Here is a 21,109-nt window from a genome sequence, read left to right on the forward strand (position 1 = left end):
AAACGAGGATAAATGAATTTATTTTACAAGAAACAACTAAAATCCAGAATGGAAGGGTTTCCATTAAAGGGGGATGTTGTCAAAAAACCTGAGCCTAATGAGACTCAGGTTTTTCAAATCTAGTATTTATTTTTTACCTTCATTAAAACTGTAATAAAACTTAGCAGTGATAGAACCATCAGCATTTTCTTTAATATCCGTTACATGAATTCCAGAGTCAGCTGGAGTAGCACTATAGCCCTTCCAGAAGTAGTAGGAGCCGGTATGAACATTAGAAGAATTTGGAGTAATCTTCGCGCCTGTCTTGAAGAAGTCTCCAGCGTCACCGCGGTTTAAATTCTTCTCAAGTTGATATTTACCGTCAGCTTGAAGGACAGATAGCCCGTAATGAGTGACTACAGTTCCATTGCTGGCTGTTTCTGATTGGTTGAATTGGAAGCGTTTGTTCATCCAGTTTTCAACATTGTTTGGACGGAAGCCGGCAGTTTGATATAGATTGATGATATTTTCATCGACATGCCATGCTACTAATCCGTGAGAATCTTCGCCCTGACGAATTAATCCTTTATTAAAGCCATCCTGTTGAACGTTTTCAAATAAGAAGTACTCAGTACCGTTAGAACCAGGAACCTCCATTTTTACGATTCCGTTTGTCGCATTGGCTTTATTAATAGCTGGTAAAGTAATCTCTTGTACACCGTCTGCAGGTGTTATATTAATAGGTTCAGTCCATCCAAGAAAAATCTTTGAGAATGGGTCAAAATGAGTTGGTGAGTTACCAGAGTAGGCGTTATTGTCAGGATAACGCATCCAAGAACCGCCAGCCATCATCGAGTAGTTTCCAACACCTTCAGAAGAATAGACAGTATCATAGAAATCTGGTAAGCCTAAAGCATGGCCGAATTCATGAGCATAAACCCCAGCCTGCGCAGGAAAAGGTCCAGTTTTTAAGGACTCATTATAAGTTCCAGTTGCAACATCATATCCAGCAACGTTTCCGCCAATAGCAGGCTGGATATTATAGTTATTAACAATTACGCCATCATATGTCATATCTTCGGCAACAGTCTTATTGATCCATGCACCTTGACTCATTCCAGCGTGAACATCTGCTGGTTTACCAGTTTCATAGTATTTGCCGTAGTATAGTGCACTTAATAAACTCCATTTATGAGACCAGAATTGAGCAGGATCCTGGCTCCATTCCGCTCCTGTTCCTTCATGGATAACAAAGATATTTGGAACTTCTCCATCTTCAGCATACTGAGAAAAATCTATTTGATCATCTGCTGCCTTTAGAAGGTCGCGGATGAACTCACCTGTATGAGCATCACCATTTACATTTCCAAGTACATATTTACCATTCTCAGCATATTTTCCTTCTTGATCTAAATAGTAAGAAGCGCCTTTAGGAAGCTCTACCCAGGCAAAGTCAGTATTTTCTTTTCGAACCAAATTAACTCTGCCATTACTAGATTCTTTATAGGCATTTTGCATGGTCCGGTCGGTTGGGGCTTCAACACCATTAAATTCTGCATATTTTTTAAATGCTTCTAATTCATATGGATTATATTGCGTACCAAAAATTAAGTCTTCAAAATATTGAGGAGGAACTTGTCCAGGTAAGTCGCCGACTGGTTCGTCGCCATCCTTATATTTTGCTAGAATTACTAGGACAGGCACATCACCAGTTGCATGTTTATAGGCTACATGATTATCGCCAGGCTCCTGGAATTTAGTTCCTAGGTTACTTGCTTTTTGTGCGGGATCAACCTTTGATAAATCGACTCCTAGATTCTTTGCCTTTTCAGCTAGCTCTGGTGCAGCACCAACGAAATGAGCTGGATTTATACTGTATGTACTTTTGGTTGTGGATGGGATTTCAACAGGTTGGTACCCTGCTGCCACAATACTTCCAGCTAATGCTAGAGTTAGACCGGTTTTTGATAGTACTTTTAACATGCGCGTCACTCCTAAAGTTATTTGGGAATTAAAATATATCAGAATTATCAAATAACTAGTAGAATCGAAGTACCTAATTGCCCCAATATATTTAGTGTGCCGAAATAACTAGACAACATGTTTTGTGCCAATATTAACAGGGAAAAGGATTTAATAAATAGGCAAAAGGATATACTGCTGTTATGTTTCACTAATTTTTGTAAGCTAAAATTAGTGAGTAAACTTTAAGAGAGGCAGGTCTCATAAATGACAGAAGCAGCTCAATTATTAAAAAAGTTGAATTTTAAGGACCAAGGGCAGCCGGTATTAGTAATCAATGCACCTAAGTCATATGATGAGATTAAATTGGCATTCGAAGGGGAGATACATGAACAGTCTGAGCGAGAGACCTACGATTTTGTTCAGGTATTTGGAGCGAGTAATGAAGAGCTTCAGTCATATGCTAAAAGTGTGGTAGGTCATGTAAGTGATGATGGACTGCTATGGCTCTCTTATCCTAAAAAGTCATCAAAAGTCTATAAAGGTTCTGATTGCAGCCGCGAAACAGTTATGGGCATGCTCTCAGAAGAAGGTTATGAACCGGTCAGGCAAATTGCCATTGATGATGATTGGTCTGCATTAAGATTTCGAAGGACTGAAAAAATTAAGAAAATGGTTCGTACTTTTGCTGTTACCAAAGAGGGGAAAAAGCGAACACAGCAGGAATAGATCCTTAATATTTTAGGGTCTATTTTTATGTATACAGAAAACGTAAACGTGTGCACAGAAAAGTGTACTTGTTTACGTTAGCGTATACAATGTGTTTACAAAAATGTTTTCGTGTAAACAAACCTGTACACATGTTGGTATGAAGCTTGTTTACGGGTTTGTCTTTGTTGCATACGAAAATGTTTACAATTTTAGTCTTTGATTTTTTCGGTTAACTATAATTGTTGAATCTATTATTATCTTCTATACTTTTGTAATACAACAGTTTGATGCATGTTTTCACTTACACCTAAAAATAACATTGAAAATTCACTGGAGTTCTAGCAGTGGATGGCAGCAATGATTTTATTTAGGAAGTAATTTATATATGAACTTAATATCAGAAATACTTTTGCAAGCCAGGCATGACCTCCCTGTTATTGGATTTAAGAGATAGATGCTAAAATTCCACTTAATGGTATTCGTGTAAAGGTACACTCTTAAGGATCAAGGGCTGGTAGTTATCAATGCACCAAAGTCTTTTGGTTTGATAAAGCGGCACTTGAAGTCGAAGTACATCAACAGGTTGAGCTGGGGACGTTTGATTTTTTACAGGTATATGGAGCAAGTAATAATGAGCTCAGTCCTATGCTAAAAGTGTGGTAAGTTTTGTAGATGGTAATGGACTTCTATGGATCCTACTATCCTAATAAGTAATCAAAAACCTATAAAGGCTCTGATTGCAGTTCGAAACAGTTATGGGTCTTCTCTCTGATAAAGGTATAAGACGGTTAGGCAAATTGCCATTGATGATGAGTGATCTGCTTTACGTTTTCGAATGACTGAAAAAATTAGGAGAATGATTCGTATCTTTGCTGTTATTAATGGGAAAAAAGTGTACCGAACAGAAATAGATTCTTACTATTTGAGGGTCGGATTTTTTTGTATACAAATAGCGTATACATGTCTACATAAATTGTGTACTTGTTTACAATAATGTATACATCGTGTTTACAAAAATGTTTACGTGTATACAAATCTGTGTACATGTTGATGTGTAGCGTTTTGTGCAACTTTGTAATCGTTGTATACAGAAATGTTTACAACGATTACATTAAGTTTACAATTTTACACTTTCATTTTTTTTACTCAGTAATATTGATGAATCTATAAATCTTCTATACTCTTATATAGTAGAGAAGCTAGATACATAACTTCATTAACACCTAAATTCATAGAATGAAAGGATGACAATTTTGAATAATACTAGAGTTGCAGCAATTGATGTCGGAAATGATTCCATTAAGGCGATTTTTGGAGAATTAGAATATGAACTTAATATCCCAAATATTATTGCAAGGGATACGGAAGACCGCCCTGTTATTGGGATTGAAGAATTAGATGATAAAAATCCGCTTGATGGTATCCATGTAAGGGTACATTCTCCAGCATTAAAAGAGAATAACGTAATTTATCGTGTCGGAAATCTAGCAACTAAAAGTCACAATGGTACGGAATTAGATCCTGGCAGCAGTAAGTCTGAAGAAGATCAAACATTGATTCTTCTTTTTACTACATTGGCATTGGACGCTGTTAAGGAAGGAAATAATCATAATTTTCGCAAGACAAAAAACATCATTGATGCGAACTATACACTCGGAACAGGCCTCCCCCTTCGTGAAGTTAAGGAAGGAAAAGATGCTGGCTACCGTTCAAAATTAATAGGTTCTGTCCATCAAGTAGAGTTTCTCGTTACACCTAAATACCAAGGTTTAAAGGTGAATATCAAGTTTGATGAGATCAAGGTATACCCAGAGGGGTTTGCGGCTTATATTAACCTCGTAATGGATAACAATTCGAAAATTATTAATAAGGATTTAATTGATAAGCGAATTCTTATCCAGGATATCGGCGGATTATCAACAGATATTGCTGTTATTAAAAACCGTAATGTAGATGATGATAAGGCACAAGGTTTTAATCTTGGGGTTTCAGAATCATTGGAAGAAATCCGAGAAGAGATTAGAAAAAAGCATGGTGTAGAGTTAGACAGCCGTCGCGATGTTGTTGAAATCATTACTAAGAAAAACGACCGTAACCATATCATGGTTAAAGGAAGCAGAACAAGTGTTCATGATATCACTGACCGCATTCTACTTGATTTAGCGAAGAAACAATATCGTTTATTACGTAATGTTTGGTCAAAGAACTCACAAACAGAAATTTGCTACTTTGTTGGCGGCGGTGCAACTGTTTTGAAAGATTATCTTAAAACATTAAATAACAACTTAGATGGCTTTAATATTGATTTCTTTGAAGATGAAAAAGAAAGTATTTGGATGATGGCAAATGCCTATTATAAGCTCATCATGGATTATGCTAGAAGAGCAGAAAAACAAAAGCCTGCTACTGAGCAAACTAAAAAACCTGTTACGAATTAATAAGGTGATGACATGAAAAAGGCTGGATCAAATGAAATTCAGCGGGGGCAGGCGATTTCTTTCCGAATCCCTTCTGATACACCTGACCATTTAGTTAAGCAGCTGCAGAAGCTAAAGGAAACAGAACGACGGAATTTTTCCAGCAAGATTGCAGAGTTTGTAATGGAGGGTGTTGGCAGCGTTAATTCGAGAGAACGGGAGATGATTACCGTTCCGCTGCCAAAACAGCTGACGAAAGCACAACGTGACTGGTTGAAACACGAGCATTCTGAGGCCTTATTAGGAAGTATTATCTATCAATTGATCACTGACCCAGTACGGTCTACCTCCCTGCTTGCCAGCTTAAATAGTAAATCGACTGATATTGACGAAGCATTGTATCTCCAAGAAGATATTCTTCCTGAGATACCTTCATTTGAGAATGAAAGTAGTGGAGTAGAGGAAATGGCTGCGTCTATTGATCTTTCTGATATGAATGATGATTTAAGTGAATTTGATTGGGAAAAGGCAAAACCTATAGAGAGAGAAGAAAAAGTAGAGGAAGAGCCTGATTTAGATGACTTGCTGGGCGGATTCCTTGCGAGTATGAATAAATAATCATGGCTATCTACTATAAGATGAAGAGATAAGCAGTTTTTCTTGCTTATCTCTTTTTTATGAGAAGTTAAATTTCCTCGAACCATTAATCCACTAAAATTCCTATGCTATAATTTCATTAGCAAAAGAGTAGAAGTTATTGGAGTGGATCAGTTGAATAAGCCTATTTTTTTAATTCTAGCAATTGTTTCATTGATCTTTGCAGGATGTTCGAATGGTGAAAATATTGAGACAGAAAATCATAGAGATACTATGAAAGATGAACTGATTTTAGCACTTGGAAATGAGCCAGAAACAGGATTTGACCCGGCGCTTGGCTGGGGACAATATGGTTCACCTCTGTTTCAAAGCACACTTTTGAAAAGAGACAATGATTTAAATGTTACATATGACGCAGCAACACATTATGAAGTAAGTGAAGATGGCAAGGTTTGGACTGTCAAACTGCGTGATGATGTTTTATTTTCTGATGGCAAGCCACTGACAGCTGAAGATGTCCAATTTTCCTTTGAAACAGCGCTTACCAGTAATTCTGTTTTAGATTTAAATATCTTAGAAAAAGTAGTGGTAAAGGATCCAACAAGTGTTGAATTTCATCTGCATCAAGCAAATTCAACCTTTATCCATTCATTATTAACGCTTGGGATCATTCCAAAGCATTCATATGGTGATGATTATGCAGAAAGCCCTATTGGGTCTGGACCTTACAAGCTTGTGCAATGGGATAAGGGACAGCAAATTATCATCGAAATGAACCCTGAATACTACGGTAAAGTGCCATTTTTTAAAAGAATCACCTTCTTATTTTTAAATGAAGATGCAGCCTTCGCAGCGGCAAAAGCGGGGCAGGTTGATTTGGCCTATATCCCTGCTTCTTTTAGTAAAAATCAGGTGCCGGGTATGGTTCTTCATGAAATACAAAGTGTCGATAACCGCGGAGTCATGTTCCCTTATGTCCCTAGCGGCGAGAAGACAAAAGATGGTTATGACATTGGAAATGATGTGACCGCAGATATCGCAATTCGTAAAGCCATTAATCTCGCAATTGACCGCCAAGCACTTGTTGATGGGATTTTAGAGGGCCATGGTACACCAGGTTATTCAGCATCAGATGGCCTGCCTTGGGCAAACGAAGAAACAAAGTTTAACGATGGTGATTTAAAAAAGGCTAAAGAGATCTTGTCAAGCGCTGGATGGAAGGACCAAGACGATGATGGAAATCTCGAAAAGGGGAATTTACAGGCGGAAGTTAACCTCTTATATCCTGCAAATGATGTCACGAGACAATCTTTAGCGATTGCTGTTAGCGATATGGTAAAGCCGTTAGGTATACAAATAAATGTTGAAGGTAAAAGCTGGGATGAAATAGAAAAGCTTATGCATTCAAATGCTGTGATGATGGGCTGGGGAAGCCATGACCCAATTGAGATCTATAATCTTTTCAGCGGGAGTATGGCTGGAATGGATTATTATAACTCTGGGTATTATTCCAATCCCAAAGTAGATGAATATTTAGAAAAGGCGCTTGGTTCAAAAAGTGAAGATGAGGCTATTGAATATTGGAAAAAAGCTCAATGGGATGGATCGACTGGCTTCAGCTTTTTAGGGGATGCTCCTTGGGCGTGGTTAGTCAATATTAATCACCTCTATTTAGTGAATGAAAAGCTGGACATTGGGGAGCAGAGAATTCAACCGCATGGACATGGCTGGCCAATTACAGATAATCTTGTTGACTGGAAATGGGATGAGAAATAAATGCTGGGTATCAGACTAAAATGTTGAGAATAGTTACGTTTTTTGGAAGGAAAATGATTAGGCTCCTTTCTCTCCTTTTTGCAATTTGCGTCATTACCTTTATATTAATCAGCCATTCTCCTATTGACCCTATTCAGTCATATATTGGTGCAGATATGATGAGGGTTGGTCCGGAGCAGCGTGAGAAAATAGCAGAACACTGGGGGTTGAATGAACCTCCTAGAGAACAATTTTTTCGCTGGAGCTCTTCGGTAATGGAAGGAGATTTAGGAACATCAATGATCTATCGCCGGCCTGTCAGCGAAATCATAAGTGAGAAATTCCTTAATTCTCTTGCTTTGATGATTATTGCCTGGGTTATATCGGGTATTATAGGCTTTTCACTGGGAATAGCAGCAGGTATGAAAAAGGATAGATGGCTTGATAGAATCATTAAATGGTATTGTTATACACTGGCTTCGACGCCTGCATTTTGGATGGGGCTGTTATTAGTAATGATTTTTGCCGTATGGTTGGAATGGTTTCCGATTGGAATGGGAGTCCCTGCAGGTGTGCTGGCTGAAAATGTTACCCTAATGAACCGGATTAACCATTTAATCCTCCCTGCTCTTACACTAAGTATTGTCGGTGTTGCGAACATAGCCTTGCATACAAGACAAAAATTAGTTGAAGTCCTTTCTAGTGAGTATATGTTATTTGCAAAAGCTAGAGGTGAAAAAGGCTTAACACTAATCTGGAGGCATGGGATCCGGAATATTTCTTTGCCAGCCCTTACCCTGCACTTTGCTGCTTTCAGCGAGCTTTTTGGCGGAGCTGTATTAGCAGAACAGGTTTTTTCATATCCAGGTTTAGGACAGGCAACAGTGGAAGCAGGGCTCAGGGGCGATGTTCCACTTCTTCTTGGGCTGGTTATTTTTAGTTCCTTATTTGTATTTACCGGAAATTTAATTGCAGACTTACTATCTTTTATTGTCGACCCAAGAATGAAGGTGAAAAGGCACCTATGAAATCTTTAAATAAGAGGCAAAGTACAGTAATGGCAGTACTCATTACTTCTGCTATACTATTGGCTGTTTTTGCGTTCGGCTTATTCATTAGCAATGATAGAATTGTGACCAATTTAGATCAGCGCAACCTCCCGCCAACGCTGGATCATCCATTTGGTACGGATTGGCTGGGGCGTGATATGCTCATTCGAACGGTAAAAGGGTTGTCCGTCAGCATCGGCGTGGGTCTAATCGCGGCAACAGCTTCCGTTATAATAGCGGTAGGGTTAGGTGTCATCGCCGCAACGATGGGCCGGATTGCTGATGGGATTATTTCTTGGCTTGTGGACTTATTTTTAAGTGTACCTCATTTGGTGATCCTTATTTTAATCTCATTTGTGGCGGGCGGCGGTATGAAGGGTGTTATCATTGGATTAGCACTTACCCACTGGCCAAGCTTAACGAGGGTGATCCGTGCGGAGGTTATGCAGCTTAAAAACCAAGAGTTTGTCCAAGTCTCAAAGAGGCTGGGGAAATCACCTTGGTTTATTGCTGCAAAGCACATACTTCCCCATTTAGTACCGCAATTTTTAGTAGGCTTATTTTTATTATTTCCTCATGCTATTCTTCATGAAGCTGCGGTCACTTTCTTGGGTATGGGTTTATCGCCGCATCAGCCGGCTGTCGGCATTATTCTCTCTGAATCAATGCGTTACTTGTCAACTGGCATGTGGTGGCTGGCATTTTTTCCAGGCTTATGTTTACTGTTAGTGGTCCGTGCCTTTGATTTTGTAGGAGATCGCCTGCGGTCACTCACTGACCCTTATCGTGCCAATGAATAAGATGGGGGTGGGAAACTTTATGTCTATCCTAGATGTTCAAAATCTATCTATATCTTTTACAAAGTATTCAAAAGGATTAAGGCAGGAAACCAATCAAGTGATTCATAACTTGAATGTGTCTATTAATCAGGGTGAAATTGTGGCAGTCGTGGGTTCAAGCGGGTCGGGAAAAAGCCTGTTAGCACACGCTATTCTTGGGTTATTACCAAGTAATGCAGCGGTGACAGGCACTATGTATTATGATGGACAAGTCCTTACAGACGAGCGAAAAGCCAAATTGCGCGGTTTGGAAATTGCATTTGTTCCGCAGTCTGTAAAATCCTTAGATCCATTAATGAAAATAGGCCGCCAAGTTCAAACTTCTGTTAAAAAGAAAAATGCGGTAACAGCACAAAGGAAAATTTTTAAAAAATATAAATTACAGCACCTGGTAGAAAAGTTATATCCCTTTCAGCTCTCTGGAGGGATGGCACGGCGTGTTCTGGTCTCGATGGCGGTAGTAAGCGAGGCCCGCTTAATCATCGCAGATGAACCCACTCCAGGGCTTGATAGTGAGGTAATAAAAGAGGCGGAGATCTCTTTTAGAGAACTGGCTGATAATGGAAGTGGTGTCATGATTATTACGCATGATATTGATTTTGCTTTAAAAGTTGCCGACAAGATTGCCGTTTTTTATGCGGGTACAACTGTTGAGACAGCACCTGTTTCTGATTTCAGCGGTAAGGGTGAGAACTTGAGACACCCCTATACAAAAGCATTATGGAGAGCACTTCCTCAAAATGAGTTTATTCCCATTAAGGGGTCACAGCCGCTTGCAGGTGAGCTGCCTAAAGGCTGTCCTTTTGCTCCAAGGTGTGAACATGCTACGAAAGAGTGCAGAGAAGAAATGCCGGCTGAAAGAATGATTCGAGATGGGATGGTTAGGTGTTTGTATGCTACTTGAAGCGATAAATGTCGGTTTTGGTTACCAAAAGAATAGCTGGACTTTTCGTCATATTAATTTAAGTATCAAAAGAGGCGAAATAGTAGGTCTTGTTGGCCCAAGCGGCATTGGAAAAACAACGCTGGGACGAATTCTTGCAGGCTATGAAAGGCCCTTGGAAGGCGCTGTGAAGCTAAATGGCTTTCACCTGCCAAGAAACGGCTATCATCCTGTTCAGCTCGTATTTCAGCACCCTGAGAAGGCTGTAAATCCAAAATGGAGAATGAAGGATATTCTTCGTGAGGGCTGGAATCCTGATGTTGAATTACTAGAAAGGTTAGGGATTGAGGAAGAGTGGCTTAACCGCTGGCCGAATGAGTTATCCGGCGGGGAATTGCAGCGCTTTTGTGTGGCTAGAGCGCTGGGACCAGAGACAAAATTTCTAATTGCAGATGAAATGACAACCATGCTTGATTCGATTACCCAAGCCCAAATCTGGCAGGTGGTTCTCGATATGGCGAAAGTGCGCAATATGGGTATACTAGTAATCAGCCATGAACCCCGCCTCCTCGATAGACTTTGCAGTAGAATTATTGATATTTCGCAAGTATAATAAGATTCAGACAGCTTAGCTAGATTAGAACATCTAAGGAGAAAAACAAATGGAAAAATTAAAGAATTATCGTTTTCCTATCATCCTGATGGCATCCATTTTGCTTGGAGCGATCATTGGTTTAGTCATGAAGGAAGACGCAGTAGTGTTACAGCCAATTGGCGATGTCTTTTTAAATCTATTATTCACGATTATTGTTCCGTTAATATTCTTCACAATTTCCTCTTCAATTGCATCGATGAATGGTGCGAAACGATTAGGAAAAATCATTGGCTGGATGTTTGGAACCTTCTTGTTTACAGGACTAGTATCTGCTATTTATATGTATTTTGTCGTAAAATTTGTAAATCCTGGTGAAGGTGTCAATATTCAATTAGTGAAACCGGAAGCGGCGGAAGAACTAAATCCTGTCGCACAAATTGTTAAAACCTTTACAGTACCAGACTTTGTAGAGTTATTCTCTAGAAGCAATATGTTAGCGCTCATCGTCATCTCTATTCTGGTTGGATTTGCTGCTCAGTCTGTTGGCGAGCGCGGCAAGGCATTTACCAGCTTTTTAAGCGCTGGTTCTGAAGTAATGATGAAGGTTGTTTCCTTGATTATGTACTTAGCGCCAATTGGTCTTGGAGCGTATTTTGCCACGCTGGTCGGCCAGTATGGTCCAATTTTATTAGGCTCTTATATTAAAGCAGGGATCACGTATTATGCCGCTTCGATTGTTTATTTCTTTCTTGCCTTTACGATTTATGCCTTTATGGCTGGAAAGGGTAAAGGAATCCGCGTGTTTTGGAGCAATATGCTGGCACCTTCGATTACGGCGCTTGCAACTTGTTCAAGTGCTGCTTCCATTCCCGTCAACCTAGAGGCTTCGAAAAAAATGGGAATCAAGCAGGATATCCGTGATACAACCATTCCATTAGGAGCGGCTTTGCACAAGGATGGTTCTGTTCTTGGCGGCGTATTAAAAATTGTCTTCCTGTTTGGAATTTTTGATATGAATAATTCTGGAATTGGAACGTTTTTCTTAATTATCTCTGTATCTCTTTTAGTTGGGGCTGTTATGGGTGCAATTCCAAGCGGAGGGATGATCGGGGAAATGTTAATCCTAAGCTTGTTTGGATTCCCGCCAGAGGCGCTTCCGATTATCGCAGCCATTTCTACGTTAATTGACCCGCCTGCTACGATGCTGAATGCAAGCGGCGATAATGTTGCAGGGATGATGGTATCCCGCATGGTGGAAGGCAAGAATTGGCTTAAGAAAATCGCATAAAATAAGGGGTGCTCTATTTTAGAGCACCCCTTTGATTATTAGATAACACCTTGTGCAATCATAGCGTCAGCAACTTTTAAGAAACCAGCAATATTGGCACCGACAACGAGGTTGCCAGGATAACCATATTCTTCTGCGGCATTCATGCTGTTACGATAGATGTTGATCATGATTTGGTGTAATTTTGCATCAACTTCTTCAAATGTCCAAGATAATCTTTGGCTGTTCTGTGCCATTTCTAGAGCAGAAACAGCTACACCGCCGGCATTTGCTGCTTTACCAGGAGCAAATAAAATATCATTCTCTAAGAATACTTCAATAGCTTCAAGAGTGGAAGGCATATTTGCACCTTCTCCAACTGCTTTTACACCATTTGATACAAGTAGCTTAGCTGAAGAATGATCGATTTCATTTTGAGTAGCGCATGGTAATGCAATATCACACGGAATCGACCAAATACCTGAACAGCCTTCGAAGTATTGAGCTCCTGGATGCTCAAGAACATATTCGCTGATTCGTTTACGTTCCACTTCTTTGATTCGTTTAACGGTTTCAAGCTTAATGCCAGATGGATCGTAGACATAACCATTTGAATCACTGCAGGCTACAACCTTGGCACCTAGTTGAGTCGCTTTTTCGATCGCATAAATAGAAACGTTTCCTGAACCAGAAACGACTACCGTACTGTCTTCAAAGCTTAGACCCTGGTCAGCAAGCATTTCTTTTACAAAGTACACTGTTCCATATCCAGTAGCTTCAGTTCGTGCTAAGCTTCCGCCGTAACCAAGTCCTTTACCTGTTAACACGCCTGCTTCATAAGCACCGCGAATCTTCTTATATTGTCCAAACATATAACCTATTTCACGTGCACCTACACCAATATCTCCTGCTGGTACATCGACATCTGGTCCGATATGACGGTAAAGCTCTGTCATGAAGCTTTGAGTAAAGCGCATGATTTCGCCATCAGACTTGCCCTTAGGATCAAAGTCAGAACCGCCTTTTCCTCCGCCAATAGGCTGGCCAGTAAGGGAATTCTTAAAGATTTGCTCGAAGCCTAGGAATTTAATAATGCTCGCATTCACCGATGGGTGGAAGCGTAATCCGCCTTTATAAGGTCCGATTGCAGAGTTAAATTGAACACGGAAGCCGCGGTTAACTTGAACTTTTCCTGAATCATCTACCCACGGAACACGAAATGAAATGACTCTTTCAGGTTCTACGATTCTTTCAAGAATACTTTGTTTCATATATTTTGGATGTTTTGTAAAAACAGGAATCAATGAGTCGAAAATTTCCTTAACGGCTTGTTGAAACTCAGATTCATATGGATTACGGTTCATTACTGTAGTAAACACCTCATCCACATATTGAAGTGCTGTACTTTGATTGTCTTGTTTTAACTGCTCAATTGTTTTCAAGTTACCCACCTCTTTTATGAGAAATTAAATTTTTAAATTATTAGAATATTAATAAGGAATATTTTATAATTAAATAATAATCTAAACAATGCTAATAATAGATAACATTCATCTCATATTGAGATGAATGGAGGTGAATGCGATGGAATTACGACAAATTCAATACTTTATGGAAGTGGCCAAGCGGGAGCATGTCACAGAGGCAGCACTGGCTCTACACGTGGCGCAATCGGCTGTCAGCAGGCAGATCTTCAATTTGGAAACAGAACTCGGTGTGAACTTATTTATCCGCGAGGGACGTAATGTCAAATTGACGATGATCGGACAGATGTTTCTCGAACATATGGAACAGGCGATGAAGGTAATTGAGGAGGCGCAGAGGGAAGTTGAAGAATACCTTGATCCGTTAAAGGGTACGATCCGGATTGGTTTTCCAAGCAGCCTCGCGTCCTATACGCTCCCTACAACCATTTCAGCCTTCCGCGAACACTACCCTCAGGTGAAATTCCAACTTAAACAAGGTTCCTACGCTGAGCTGATTGAGGGCGTTATTAATGGTGATTTTGATATGGCATTAATCGGTCCGGTTCCAAAACAGGAAAAAAAGGTAATTGGGACAACATTATTCACAGATAATATTGTGGCGCTCTTGCCTGAAAATCATCCATTGGCCGATCAGCCTGCCATAAAGTTAGGCCAGCTTCGTGAGGATTCCTTTGTTTTGTTCCCAAAAGAATATGTGTTACGAGAAATTATCGTTCGCGCTTGTGAGCAGATTGGCTTTACACCGAAGGTATCGTTCGAAGGGGTCGATACGGACTCAATCAAAGGATTAGTGTCAGCCGGTCTCGGAATCACCTTAATTCCTGAAATTACACTGGTGGATGGATTCCCCCGGTCAACCGTTAAAATACCTATTATAGAGCCTAATGTCAGCCGTACGGTTGGTGTCATTGTTCCAAGGGAACGTAAACTGCTTCCTACGGTCAGGCTGTTTTATGATTTCTTGAAAGATTTCTTTTCCAGATTAGACCGATATCAAATGTAAAGCCCAACTTTAAAAGTTGGGCTTCATTTTATGCTTTTTGTTCAAATAATTTAGTGATTTCGATGACAGTGTTCGTTGCTTTAATCATGTTATCAACGGAAATAAACTCATACTTTCCGTGGAAATTTTCCCCGCCTGTAAAAATATTTGGAGTCGGCAGTCCCATATATGACAGCTGTGAACCGTCGGTGCCGCCGCGGATTGGTTTGATCAGCGGTTTAATGTCGAGATTCTCCATGGCCTCCTGAGCGATATCAACAATCTCCATAACCGGTTTAATTTTTTCACCCATATTGTAATATTGGTCTTTTAATTCAATATAAATGGTATTCTTGCCGTATCTTTCATTGAGCAGGTCAACAATACTTTGCATTCTGTTTTTTCTTGCTTCGAAAATTTCCTTATCATGGTCGCGGATAATATAGTACATCTTCGTTTGCTCAACTTCACCATTGAAGGAAATCAGGTGATAGAAACCTTCATACCCTTCCGTGTGTTCAGGTGCCTCAAGCGCCGGCAGCTGGCTATGTAATTCCATGGCTATCTTCATTGAATTCACCATCTTGTCTTTCGCTGAGCCTGGGTGAATATTTGTACCTTTAATTGTGATTTTCGCTGCCGCTGCATTAAAGCTCTCATATTCTAACTCCCCAAGCGGACCGCCGTCCACGGTATAGGCATACTTGGCATTGAACGCCGCGACGTCAAATTTATGTGGACCTCTGCCAATCTCTTCATCCGGCGTGAACGCAACGCGGACCTTACCGTGCTTAATTTCAGGGTGCTGAATCAAGTAAGCCATTGCAGTCATGATCTCAGCAATCCCCGCTTTGTTGTCAGCACCAAGAAGAGTCGTGCCATCGGTTGTAATCAGCGTGTGACCTTTGTAGCTAGGCAGGGCCGGGAAGTCTTTTGTTGACATGGTGACGTTTGGATTGAGTGCGATATCATTTCCATCGTAGTTCTCAATGATTTGCGGGTTCACATTAGTGCCCGTGAAATCTGTCGCGGTGTCGACATGGGCCAGGAATCCGATAGTTGGCACGTCTTTATCAGTATTGGATGGCAGGGTCGCCATCACATACCCATTCTCATCAATGGTTACCTCGTCCATCCCAATCGACTTTAACTCCTCGACTAGCATGTTGGCTAAAGTGAGCTGTCCAGGTGTCGATGGGCAGTTCTCATTACTCTCATTTGACTGTGTATCCACCTTTACGTAGGAGGTAAAACGGTTGATAATTTCATTTTTCACTTTTGGAGCACTCCCCTATTCGTTATTTACCACTTAATAATAGCAGATGGGTGGGGTTTTATGGAAATAGGTAATTTTTTAGTTTTTAGGTTGGGGAGGTTGCGGCGGTGGCGGTAATACTGGCGGATGGCAGGAGGTTACTCTCGGATAGTGGGAGATTACTCTCGGATGGCGGGAGATTACTCTCGGATGGCGGGAGATTACTCTCGGATGGCGGGAGATTACTCTCGGATGGCGGGAGATTACTCTCGGATAGTGGGAATAACTCTCGGATGGCGGGAGATTACTCTCGGATAGTGGGAGATTACTCTCGGATAGCAGAAAACACTCTCGGATGGCGGGATTAACTCTCGGATGGCGGGATTAACTCTCGGATGGCGGGATTAACTCTCGGATGGCGGGATTAACTCTCGGATAGCGAGATTAACTCTCGGATAGTGGGAGATTACTCTCGGATAGCAGAAAACACTCTCGGATGGCGGGATTAACTCTCGGATAGCAGAAAACACTCTCGGATAGCGGGAATAACTCTTGGATGGCAGGAGATTACTCTCGCATAAAAGGATACCTATTTAAAGGGAAACCTTTTAAAGTCGAGGATATAGGACCTGTTACGAAATGTACCTATTTTTTGCAGCGGCATGCTTTGCAATATCCTAGTTGCAGTATGTATATCCACCCCCAAAAACTCCCGGCACTCCCGATTAGTAATACTACTCTTCACCACCAAAAACCACTCCACCAAAGCCGCCTGATGCGCGAGATGATTGTTCACCTTACAAGATGGACAATGCCAGGTCCTGGGCAATTTAGTCATCCCGATCTTCCCGCAGGCCGCACATCGCACCCCTGGTTGAATATCACCCACTGGTATTTGATACGATTCACAAATGGGTTTAGGTATATAGGTTCGATGGCTCTTTAATAGTTCCTTGGAAAGCCTTTGGAACACTGAAGGGTCCAGCCCCTTCCCTTCCTGTGGGAGACTTTTAATAAACGGCGGAATTAGATTTGGGAATAATACCTTGGTATTGGCAGGGGGAATTTCCACATGCTGCTTTGGATAGGCTAATACAATGGCGCCATAAAGTGGAAGGTCGATATCACGCTGTGACAGCCAAGCTGACATAAGTTCCAAATTTCGTTCTAATTGCACGACGGGACTCTCATAATACTTGATCTGTCCATCCTCCCGCTTTTGCACCAGTTGCGGGGGATTTTCCCTGAATTCTAAGCTGCCAGCTAAATTTTTGGTTTCGAAAATAACGCCGAAATGTGGTGTTTTGAAAAAGTGGTCCATTTGAAAATAGGTGTCTGAGGAGAGCGATAAGTCGTGGAAAATGTTGTTTTTAAATGGAAAACGGTACTTTTGAAGAACTTCAGCAACCCGCTGCTCGCCTCCTATTCCTGCCTCTATACTTTGTTGTTTGGATAGAAGGGTAGAAAACATTGGGTGTGCTGCGGGCAGCCTGCCTTGCGCTGCAATTAAGCCCTTTAACGTAAGTGAGTCAGAACGTTCTTTCATGTGTCACCTCCACCTGTATCCTAGCACATCCCTCCCCATAAAAATATGAACTTCATCATTTTGTAAAAAATATAGCTTGTCTAGTATTGACCAGTGCGGTCAGTGGGATTAAACTATAGTTGACTGGAGTGGTCAACGCAATTGGAAAGGAGGCTGCCAGTTTGTTTTCAAAGTTTTTTAACCTGGATAGAGAAAAGCAGGATCGAATCATTAACGCAGCTATTAAGGAATTTGCCCAAAAGGGATATGATAACGCTTCGACAAATGAAATCGTTAAAGAAGCGGGTATTTCAAAGGGACTTCTTTTCCATTATTTCAGTAATAAGAAGCAGTTGTTTTTCTTTCTGTTTGACTATTGCTACGACCTCGTTGCCGATGAGTTTTATAAAAAGGTCGATTTAAGCGAGAGAGATTTTTTTAAAAGAATTCGTCAGGCTGTGCACATTAAAATGGACCTGCAATCAACTTATCCCGATATTTTGAACTTCATCCAAGAAGCCTTTATGCAGGATTCGCCCGAAATAAAAGTCGAGTTTGATAAAAAGAAACAGGAACTTAACGCCATTAATATTGGGATTATTTATGATGGGATCGACCTCTCTAAATTCAGGGATGATGTTGATGTCCAAAAAGTCCTGAAGATTATATCGTGGACGTTTGAAAAAATAAGTGACGAGGAGCTCATCAAGGCCAAAATGATTCCTGGCCACAAAATTGATTTCGATAAAGTCTTTCTGGAAGCGGAAGAGTATTTTGAGATTTTCATTAAAGGTTTTTATAAATAAGGGGGCTGTGATGATGAATGTGATTGAGATTAAGAATCTAACAAAGACTTACGGTAAAGCAAGAGGAATCAGCGACATTAGCTTTTCTGTCGAGGAAGGTGAGATTTTTGGATTTATCGGTCCGAACGGTGCAGGGAAATCAACCACAATTCGGACGCTCCTTTCACTCATTTATCCTACAAGCGGCAGTGCGACCATCTTTGGGAAGGACACGGTCCAGTTTGCCCCAGAAATAAAGAAGGAAATTGGCTATCTGCCATCGGAAGTTTTTTATTACGACAATATGAAGGTTAAGGATCTATTAAACTATTCAGCTAGTTTTTATAAAAAAGACTGCAGTAAGAGAATCAGAGAATTGGCTGAGGTGATGGATTTAGACCTTAACAAGAAAATAGATGATCTTTCACTGGGAAATAAAAAGAAAGTCGGAATTGTTCAGGGGCTGCTTCATGAGCCGAAACTGATTATCCTTGACGAACCTACTAGTGGATTAGATCCGCTGATGCAGCAGAAGTTCTTTGAATTGCTCGAGGAAGAGAATAAAAAGGGTGCGACGATCCTCTTTTCTTCTCATATTTTAACCGAGGTTCAGCGCTTGTGTAATCGGGTTGCGATTATTAAAGAGGGTAAGATTGTTACTGTTGAAAAGATAAGTACCTTGAAAGAAAACACCTATAAAAAGTTCAAGGTAGAAACAAAATCACCACTAGATCAAGATTACTTCAACATTTTAGGTGTAAATAAATTAGAGGTTAGGGAAAATCACACCAGTTTCTTATTTAAAGGGAACATTAATGACATTATGAAGAAAATAGCGGACATCGAGATTACCAATCTATGGATTGAGGAGCCGGATCTTGAAGAAATATTTATGCACTATTATGAAAAGGAGGCATAAAAGGCGATGAACATTTTGCTGCATGAATTGAGGGCTTATCGTAAGTCCATAATTATTTGGACGTTATCGCTGATTGCAATAGTAGCGTTGTTTATGTCATTTTACCCTTCTTTTAGTAAGGACACAGAGGAATTTACTAAGCTTCTTGAAGGTTATCCAGCGGCAATAAGAGAGGCATTCGGCATTAATCTTGATACTTTCTTTTCAATTCTAGGATTCTACTGTTATGGTCTTTCCTTTGTGACACTTTGCGGTGCGATTCAGGCTATGAATCTAGGAACGAGTATAGTCAGTAAAGAAGTCCGTGAAAAAACAGCTGACTTCCTGCTGACAAAACCTGTTACACGTACTGCTGTTTTGACAAACAAATTATTGGCATCACTGATTTCAATCATTGTAACAAATGTTATTTATTTAATCGCTGCAGCACTCATTGTCTCTCAAGTGAAAACGGAGGATTTTAGCGTAAATATTTTCATCCTTCTTTCATTAACAGTCTTTTTCGTACAGTTAATATTTCTAGCAATCGGGATCATTATTTCTGTGATTGTTCCCAAGATAAAATCAGTGTTGACTATTTCACTCGCAACCGTTTTTGCTTTTTATTTTTTAGGAATGTTTAGTGCTACTTCTGGTGATGAAGTGAAACGATATCTTTCTCCGTTTAAATATTTTGATACTACTTATATCATAGAGAAATCGGGATATGAGCTGTCTTTTTTAATCACGGGAGCAGTGTTTATTATTGCAGCGATTGGGGCTAGCCTTTTTATTTATGCTAAAAAGGATATTCACTCGGTATGACGGTTTCGAGGGAGGAGTGAGGCAGGATGAATATTTTTTTAAAAGAAATGAAGTCACATAGAAAATCACTTGTTTTTTGGAGCATTGGTATTTTTCTCATGGTTGCTTCAGGGATGATTAAATATGAGAGTCTAGCATCCTCTGGTCAGTCAATGAATGACATGTTGGCGGGAATGCCCAAATCGATGCTTGCCATATTAGGGATGGCTGATTTTGATATTTCAAACGCAACAGGCTATTATGGGTTACTATTCATCTATTTGCTATTAATGGCAACCATACATGCTGCAATGCTTGGAGCAACTATTATTGGGAAAGAAGAACGGGACAAAACGACAGAGTTTTTATTTGTTAAACCTGTATCCAGAAATAACATCATTGCCGCTAAGTTAGCTGCAGCCTTTTTCAATATTATCATTCTGAACTTAGTTACATTCATTTCATCACTTATACTGGTCGGAAAATACAGCAAGGATGAGGTGGTTACAGGTGATATTACGATTACAATGGGAGGTATGTTCATTTTACAGGTTTTATTTATGGTGATTGGAAGTTCACTTGCAGCTTTTAAAAGGAAATCAAAAACTGCAGCCTACCTGGCAACCGGTATTCTTTTGCTTACGTATGTTATCTCAGTAGCCATTGATTTAAATGAAAGTTTAGAAGGGTTAAAATACCTCACTCCATTTAAATATTTCGAAGCTAAAAACGTGATGTTTGGCGGGGGATTTGAATTCATTTTTGTCTTGTTATCAGGAGTTTTAATTGCAGCGCTGACGGCGGCGACTTTTGCTTTTTATAAAAAAAGAGATTTGAATGTGTAACAGGGTTTTTAATACTGCGGTGATAGTGTTAAAATAGGTAACAGCACATTTAGTAAAAGGAGGATCACAATATGCAGCAAAATGAAAACACTACACTGCCGCCAAAAACTTGTTCCGTTGACCGTTTGGTTACTATGGAAAGTGACGTTAAAAAGGTACTTGCAGGAGAAAAGACAGCTACCCGCAGAAATGGAAGATATGCAGATCCAGGAGAAATCATGACGCTGGATGGCCGTCAATTTGTAGTAGAACGAGTATACTCACAAAGCTTAGGGGAATTGACCGACGATGATGCTAAGAGCGAGGGGTTCTCGACGGTGGAGGAATATAAGCAATCAATCTTGGCTTATCACCCAGGTATGCCATGGCTTCCACAAATGCGTGTTTGGGTTCATGAGTTTCGCCCGCTTGAAGATTAATAAAAAGTATGAGTTCTTTTCATAGGACTCATACTTTTTTTTGCTATAATATCTT

19 protein-coding genes are annotated in these 21,109 nt (G+C 40.3%); 15 read left to right on the forward strand and 4 right to left on the reverse strand.

Features of this window, described 5'->3' with window-relative positions:
- Positions 1–126 precede the first annotated feature (126 nt).
- A complete protein-coding gene (locus tag SFC47_RS14785) occupies positions 127–1,962 on the reverse strand; it encodes a M6 family metalloprotease domain-containing protein (RefSeq protein ID WP_411255063.1) in 1,836 nt (611 codons plus the stop codon).
- A gap of 246 nt (positions 1,963–2,208) precedes the next feature.
- Here SFC47_RS14785 and SFC47_RS14790 point away from each other — a divergent pair, with 246 nt between their 5' ends.
- The 9 genes from SFC47_RS14790 to SFC47_RS14830 all read left to right on the forward strand — a co-directional run bounded on the left by SFC47_RS14790 (position 2,209) and on the right by SFC47_RS14830 (position 12,075).
- Complete coding sequence (locus SFC47_RS14790; RefSeq protein ID WP_411255064.1) at positions 2,209–2,670, forward strand: DUF3052 domain-containing protein; 462 nt, start codon at positions 2,209–2,211, stop codon at positions 2,668–2,670.
- Positions 2,671–3,905: 1,235 nt separating this feature from the next.
- Positions 3,906–5,090, forward strand: coding sequence for an Alp7A family actin-like protein (locus tag SFC47_RS14795; RefSeq protein ID WP_411255065.1), 1,185 nt, complete (start codon positions 3,906–3,908; stop codon positions 5,088–5,090).
- 12 nt (positions 5,091–5,102) lie between these two features.
- Entirely contained in the window at positions 5,103–5,687 is a 585-nt protein-coding gene (locus SFC47_RS14800; RefSeq protein ID WP_411255066.1) for a hypothetical protein, read from the forward strand.
- Positions 5,688–5,840: 153 nt separating this feature from the next.
- Positions 5,841–7,442 (forward strand): ABC transporter substrate-binding protein, encoded by a 1,602-nt coding sequence (locus tag SFC47_RS14805; RefSeq protein WP_411255067.1) that lies wholly within the window; start codon positions 5,841–5,843, stop codon positions 7,440–7,442.
- Positions 7,443–7,462: 20 nt separating this feature from the next.
- Entirely contained in the window at positions 7,463–8,449 is a 987-nt protein-coding gene (locus SFC47_RS14810) for an ABC transporter permease (protein ID WP_411255068.1), read from the forward strand.
- Positions 8,446–9,270 (forward strand): ABC transporter permease, encoded by an 825-nt coding sequence (locus SFC47_RS14815; protein ID WP_411255069.1) that lies wholly within the window; start codon positions 8,446–8,448, stop codon positions 9,268–9,270. Before SFC47_RS14810 ends, SFC47_RS14815 begins: the two co-directional genes overlap by 4 nt.
- A gap of 19 nt (positions 9,271–9,289) precedes the next feature.
- Positions 9,290–10,213, forward strand: a complete 924-nt coding sequence (locus SFC47_RS14820; RefSeq protein ID WP_411255070.1) for an ABC transporter ATP-binding protein — start codon at positions 9,290–9,292, stop codon at positions 10,211–10,213.
- On the forward strand, positions 10,203–10,805 hold the full coding sequence (locus SFC47_RS14825; protein WP_411255071.1) for an ABC transporter ATP-binding protein: 603 nt from the start codon (positions 10,203–10,205) through the stop codon (positions 10,803–10,805). The genes SFC47_RS14820 and SFC47_RS14825 overlap by 11 nt, the downstream gene beginning before the upstream one ends.
- A gap of 49 nt (positions 10,806–10,854) precedes the next feature.
- The gene (locus tag SFC47_RS14830; RefSeq protein ID WP_411255072.1) at positions 10,855–12,075 is read left to right on the forward strand and encodes a dicarboxylate/amino acid:cation symporter; all 1,221 of its coding nucleotides are present in this window, start codon (positions 10,855–10,857) and stop codon (positions 12,073–12,075) included.
- A gap of 38 nt (positions 12,076–12,113) precedes the next feature.
- Here SFC47_RS14830 and gdhA read toward each other — a convergent pair whose 3' ends face one another.
- Entirely contained in the window at positions 12,114–13,496 is a 1,383-nt protein-coding gene (gene gdhA / locus SFC47_RS14835; RefSeq protein WP_411255073.1) for an NADP-specific glutamate dehydrogenase, read from the reverse strand.
- Between the two features lie 142 nt (positions 13,497–13,638).
- Here gdhA and gltC point away from each other — a divergent pair, with 142 nt between their 5' ends.
- Entirely contained in the window at positions 13,639–14,544 is a 906-nt protein-coding gene (gene gltC / locus SFC47_RS14840; protein WP_411255074.1) for a glutamate biosynthesis transcriptional regulator GltC, read from the forward strand.
- A gap of 28 nt (positions 14,545–14,572) precedes the next feature.
- Here the strand turns inward: gltC and pepT are convergent, their stop codons facing one another.
- Both pepT and SFC47_RS14850 read right to left on the reverse strand, forming a co-directional pair.
- The gene (gene pepT, locus SFC47_RS14845; protein WP_411255075.1) at positions 14,573–15,799 is read right to left on the reverse strand and encodes a peptidase T; all 1,227 of its coding nucleotides are present in this window, start codon (positions 15,797–15,799) and stop codon (positions 14,573–14,575) included.
- Between the two features lie 568 nt (positions 15,800–16,367).
- Positions 16,368–17,324, reverse strand: coding sequence for a nuclease-related domain-containing protein (locus tag SFC47_RS14850; RefSeq protein ID WP_411255076.1), 957 nt, complete (start codon positions 17,322–17,324; stop codon positions 16,368–16,370).
- Positions 17,325–17,485: 161 nt separating this feature from the next.
- Between SFC47_RS14850 and SFC47_RS14855 the strand changes: the two genes are divergently transcribed.
- From SFC47_RS14855 to SFC47_RS14875, 5 genes are all read left to right on the forward strand, one after another.
- Positions 17,486–18,109, forward strand: a complete 624-nt coding sequence (locus SFC47_RS14855; RefSeq protein ID WP_411255077.1) for a TetR/AcrR family transcriptional regulator — start codon at positions 17,486–17,488, stop codon at positions 18,107–18,109.
- A 13-nt stretch (positions 18,110–18,122) separates the two neighbouring features.
- Positions 18,123–19,007: an ABC transporter ATP-binding protein gene (locus SFC47_RS14860; protein WP_411255276.1), complete on the forward strand. Its 885-nt coding sequence runs from the start codon at positions 18,123–18,125 to the stop codon at positions 19,005–19,007.
- Between the two features lie 6 nt (positions 19,008–19,013).
- Complete coding sequence (locus tag SFC47_RS14865) at positions 19,014–19,811, forward strand: ABC transporter permease subunit (protein ID WP_411255078.1); 798 nt, start codon at positions 19,014–19,016, stop codon at positions 19,809–19,811.
- Positions 19,812–19,837: 26 nt separating this feature from the next.
- Entirely contained in the window at positions 19,838–20,635 is a 798-nt protein-coding gene (locus tag SFC47_RS14870) for an ABC transporter permease subunit (RefSeq protein WP_411255079.1), read from the forward strand.
- Positions 20,636–20,706: 71 nt separating this feature from the next.
- Positions 20,707–21,054 (forward strand): ASCH domain-containing protein, encoded by a 348-nt coding sequence (locus SFC47_RS14875; protein WP_411255080.1) that lies wholly within the window; start codon positions 20,707–20,709, stop codon positions 21,052–21,054.
- Positions 21,055–21,109 lie beyond the last annotated feature (55 nt).

It is taken from the genome of Neobacillus niacini, from assembly GCF_046591715.1.
Lineage (GTDB): Bacteria > Bacillota > Bacilli > Bacillales > Cytobacillaceae > Neobacillus > Neobacillus niacini_L.

Bases quoted from the DNA above. Each gene is read 5' to 3' on its own strand.
- SFC47_RS14785 (WP_411255063.1), bottom strand. From the start codon at position 1,962: ATGTTAAAAGTACTATCAAAAACCGGTCTAACTCTAGCATTAGCTGGA.
- SFC47_RS14790 (WP_411255064.1), top strand. From the start codon at position 2,209: ATGACAGAAGCAGCTCAATTATTAAAAAAGTTGAATTTTAAGGACCAA.
- SFC47_RS14800 (WP_411255066.1), top strand. From the start codon at position 5,103: ATGAAAAAGGCTGGATCAAATGAAATTCAGCGGGGGCAGGCGATTTCT.
- SFC47_RS14810 (WP_411255068.1), top strand. From the start codon at position 7,463: ATGTTGAGAATAGTTACGTTTTTTGGAAGGAAAATGATTAGGCTCCTT.
- SFC47_RS14815 (WP_411255069.1), top strand. From the start codon at position 8,446: ATGAAATCTTTAAATAAGAGGCAAAGTACAGTAATGGCAGTACTCATT.
- SFC47_RS14820 (WP_411255070.1), top strand. From the start codon at position 9,290: ATGTCTATCCTAGATGTTCAAAATCTATCTATATCTTTTACAAAGTAT.
- SFC47_RS14825 (WP_411255071.1), top strand. From the start codon at position 10,203: ATGCTACTTGAAGCGATAAATGTCGGTTTTGGTTACCAAAAGAATAGC.
- SFC47_RS14830 (WP_411255072.1), top strand. From the start codon at position 10,855: ATGGAAAAATTAAAGAATTATCGTTTTCCTATCATCCTGATGGCATCC.
- gltC (WP_411255074.1), top strand. From the start codon at position 13,639: ATGGAATTACGACAAATTCAATACTTTATGGAAGTGGCCAAGCGGGAG.
- SFC47_RS14850 (WP_411255076.1), bottom strand. From the start codon at position 17,324: ATGAAAGAACGTTCTGACTCACTTACGTTAAAGGGCTTAATTGCAGCG.
- SFC47_RS14860 (WP_411255276.1), top strand. From the start codon at position 18,123: ATGAATGTGATTGAGATTAAGAATCTAACAAAGACTTACGGTAAAGCA.
- SFC47_RS14865 (WP_411255078.1), top strand. From the start codon at position 19,014: ATGAACATTTTGCTGCATGAATTGAGGGCTTATCGTAAGTCCATAATT.
- SFC47_RS14870 (WP_411255079.1), top strand. From the start codon at position 19,838: ATGAATATTTTTTTAAAAGAAATGAAGTCACATAGAAAATCACTTGTT.
- SFC47_RS14875 (WP_411255080.1), top strand. From the start codon at position 20,707: ATGCAGCAAAATGAAAACACTACACTGCCGCCAAAAACTTGTTCCGTT.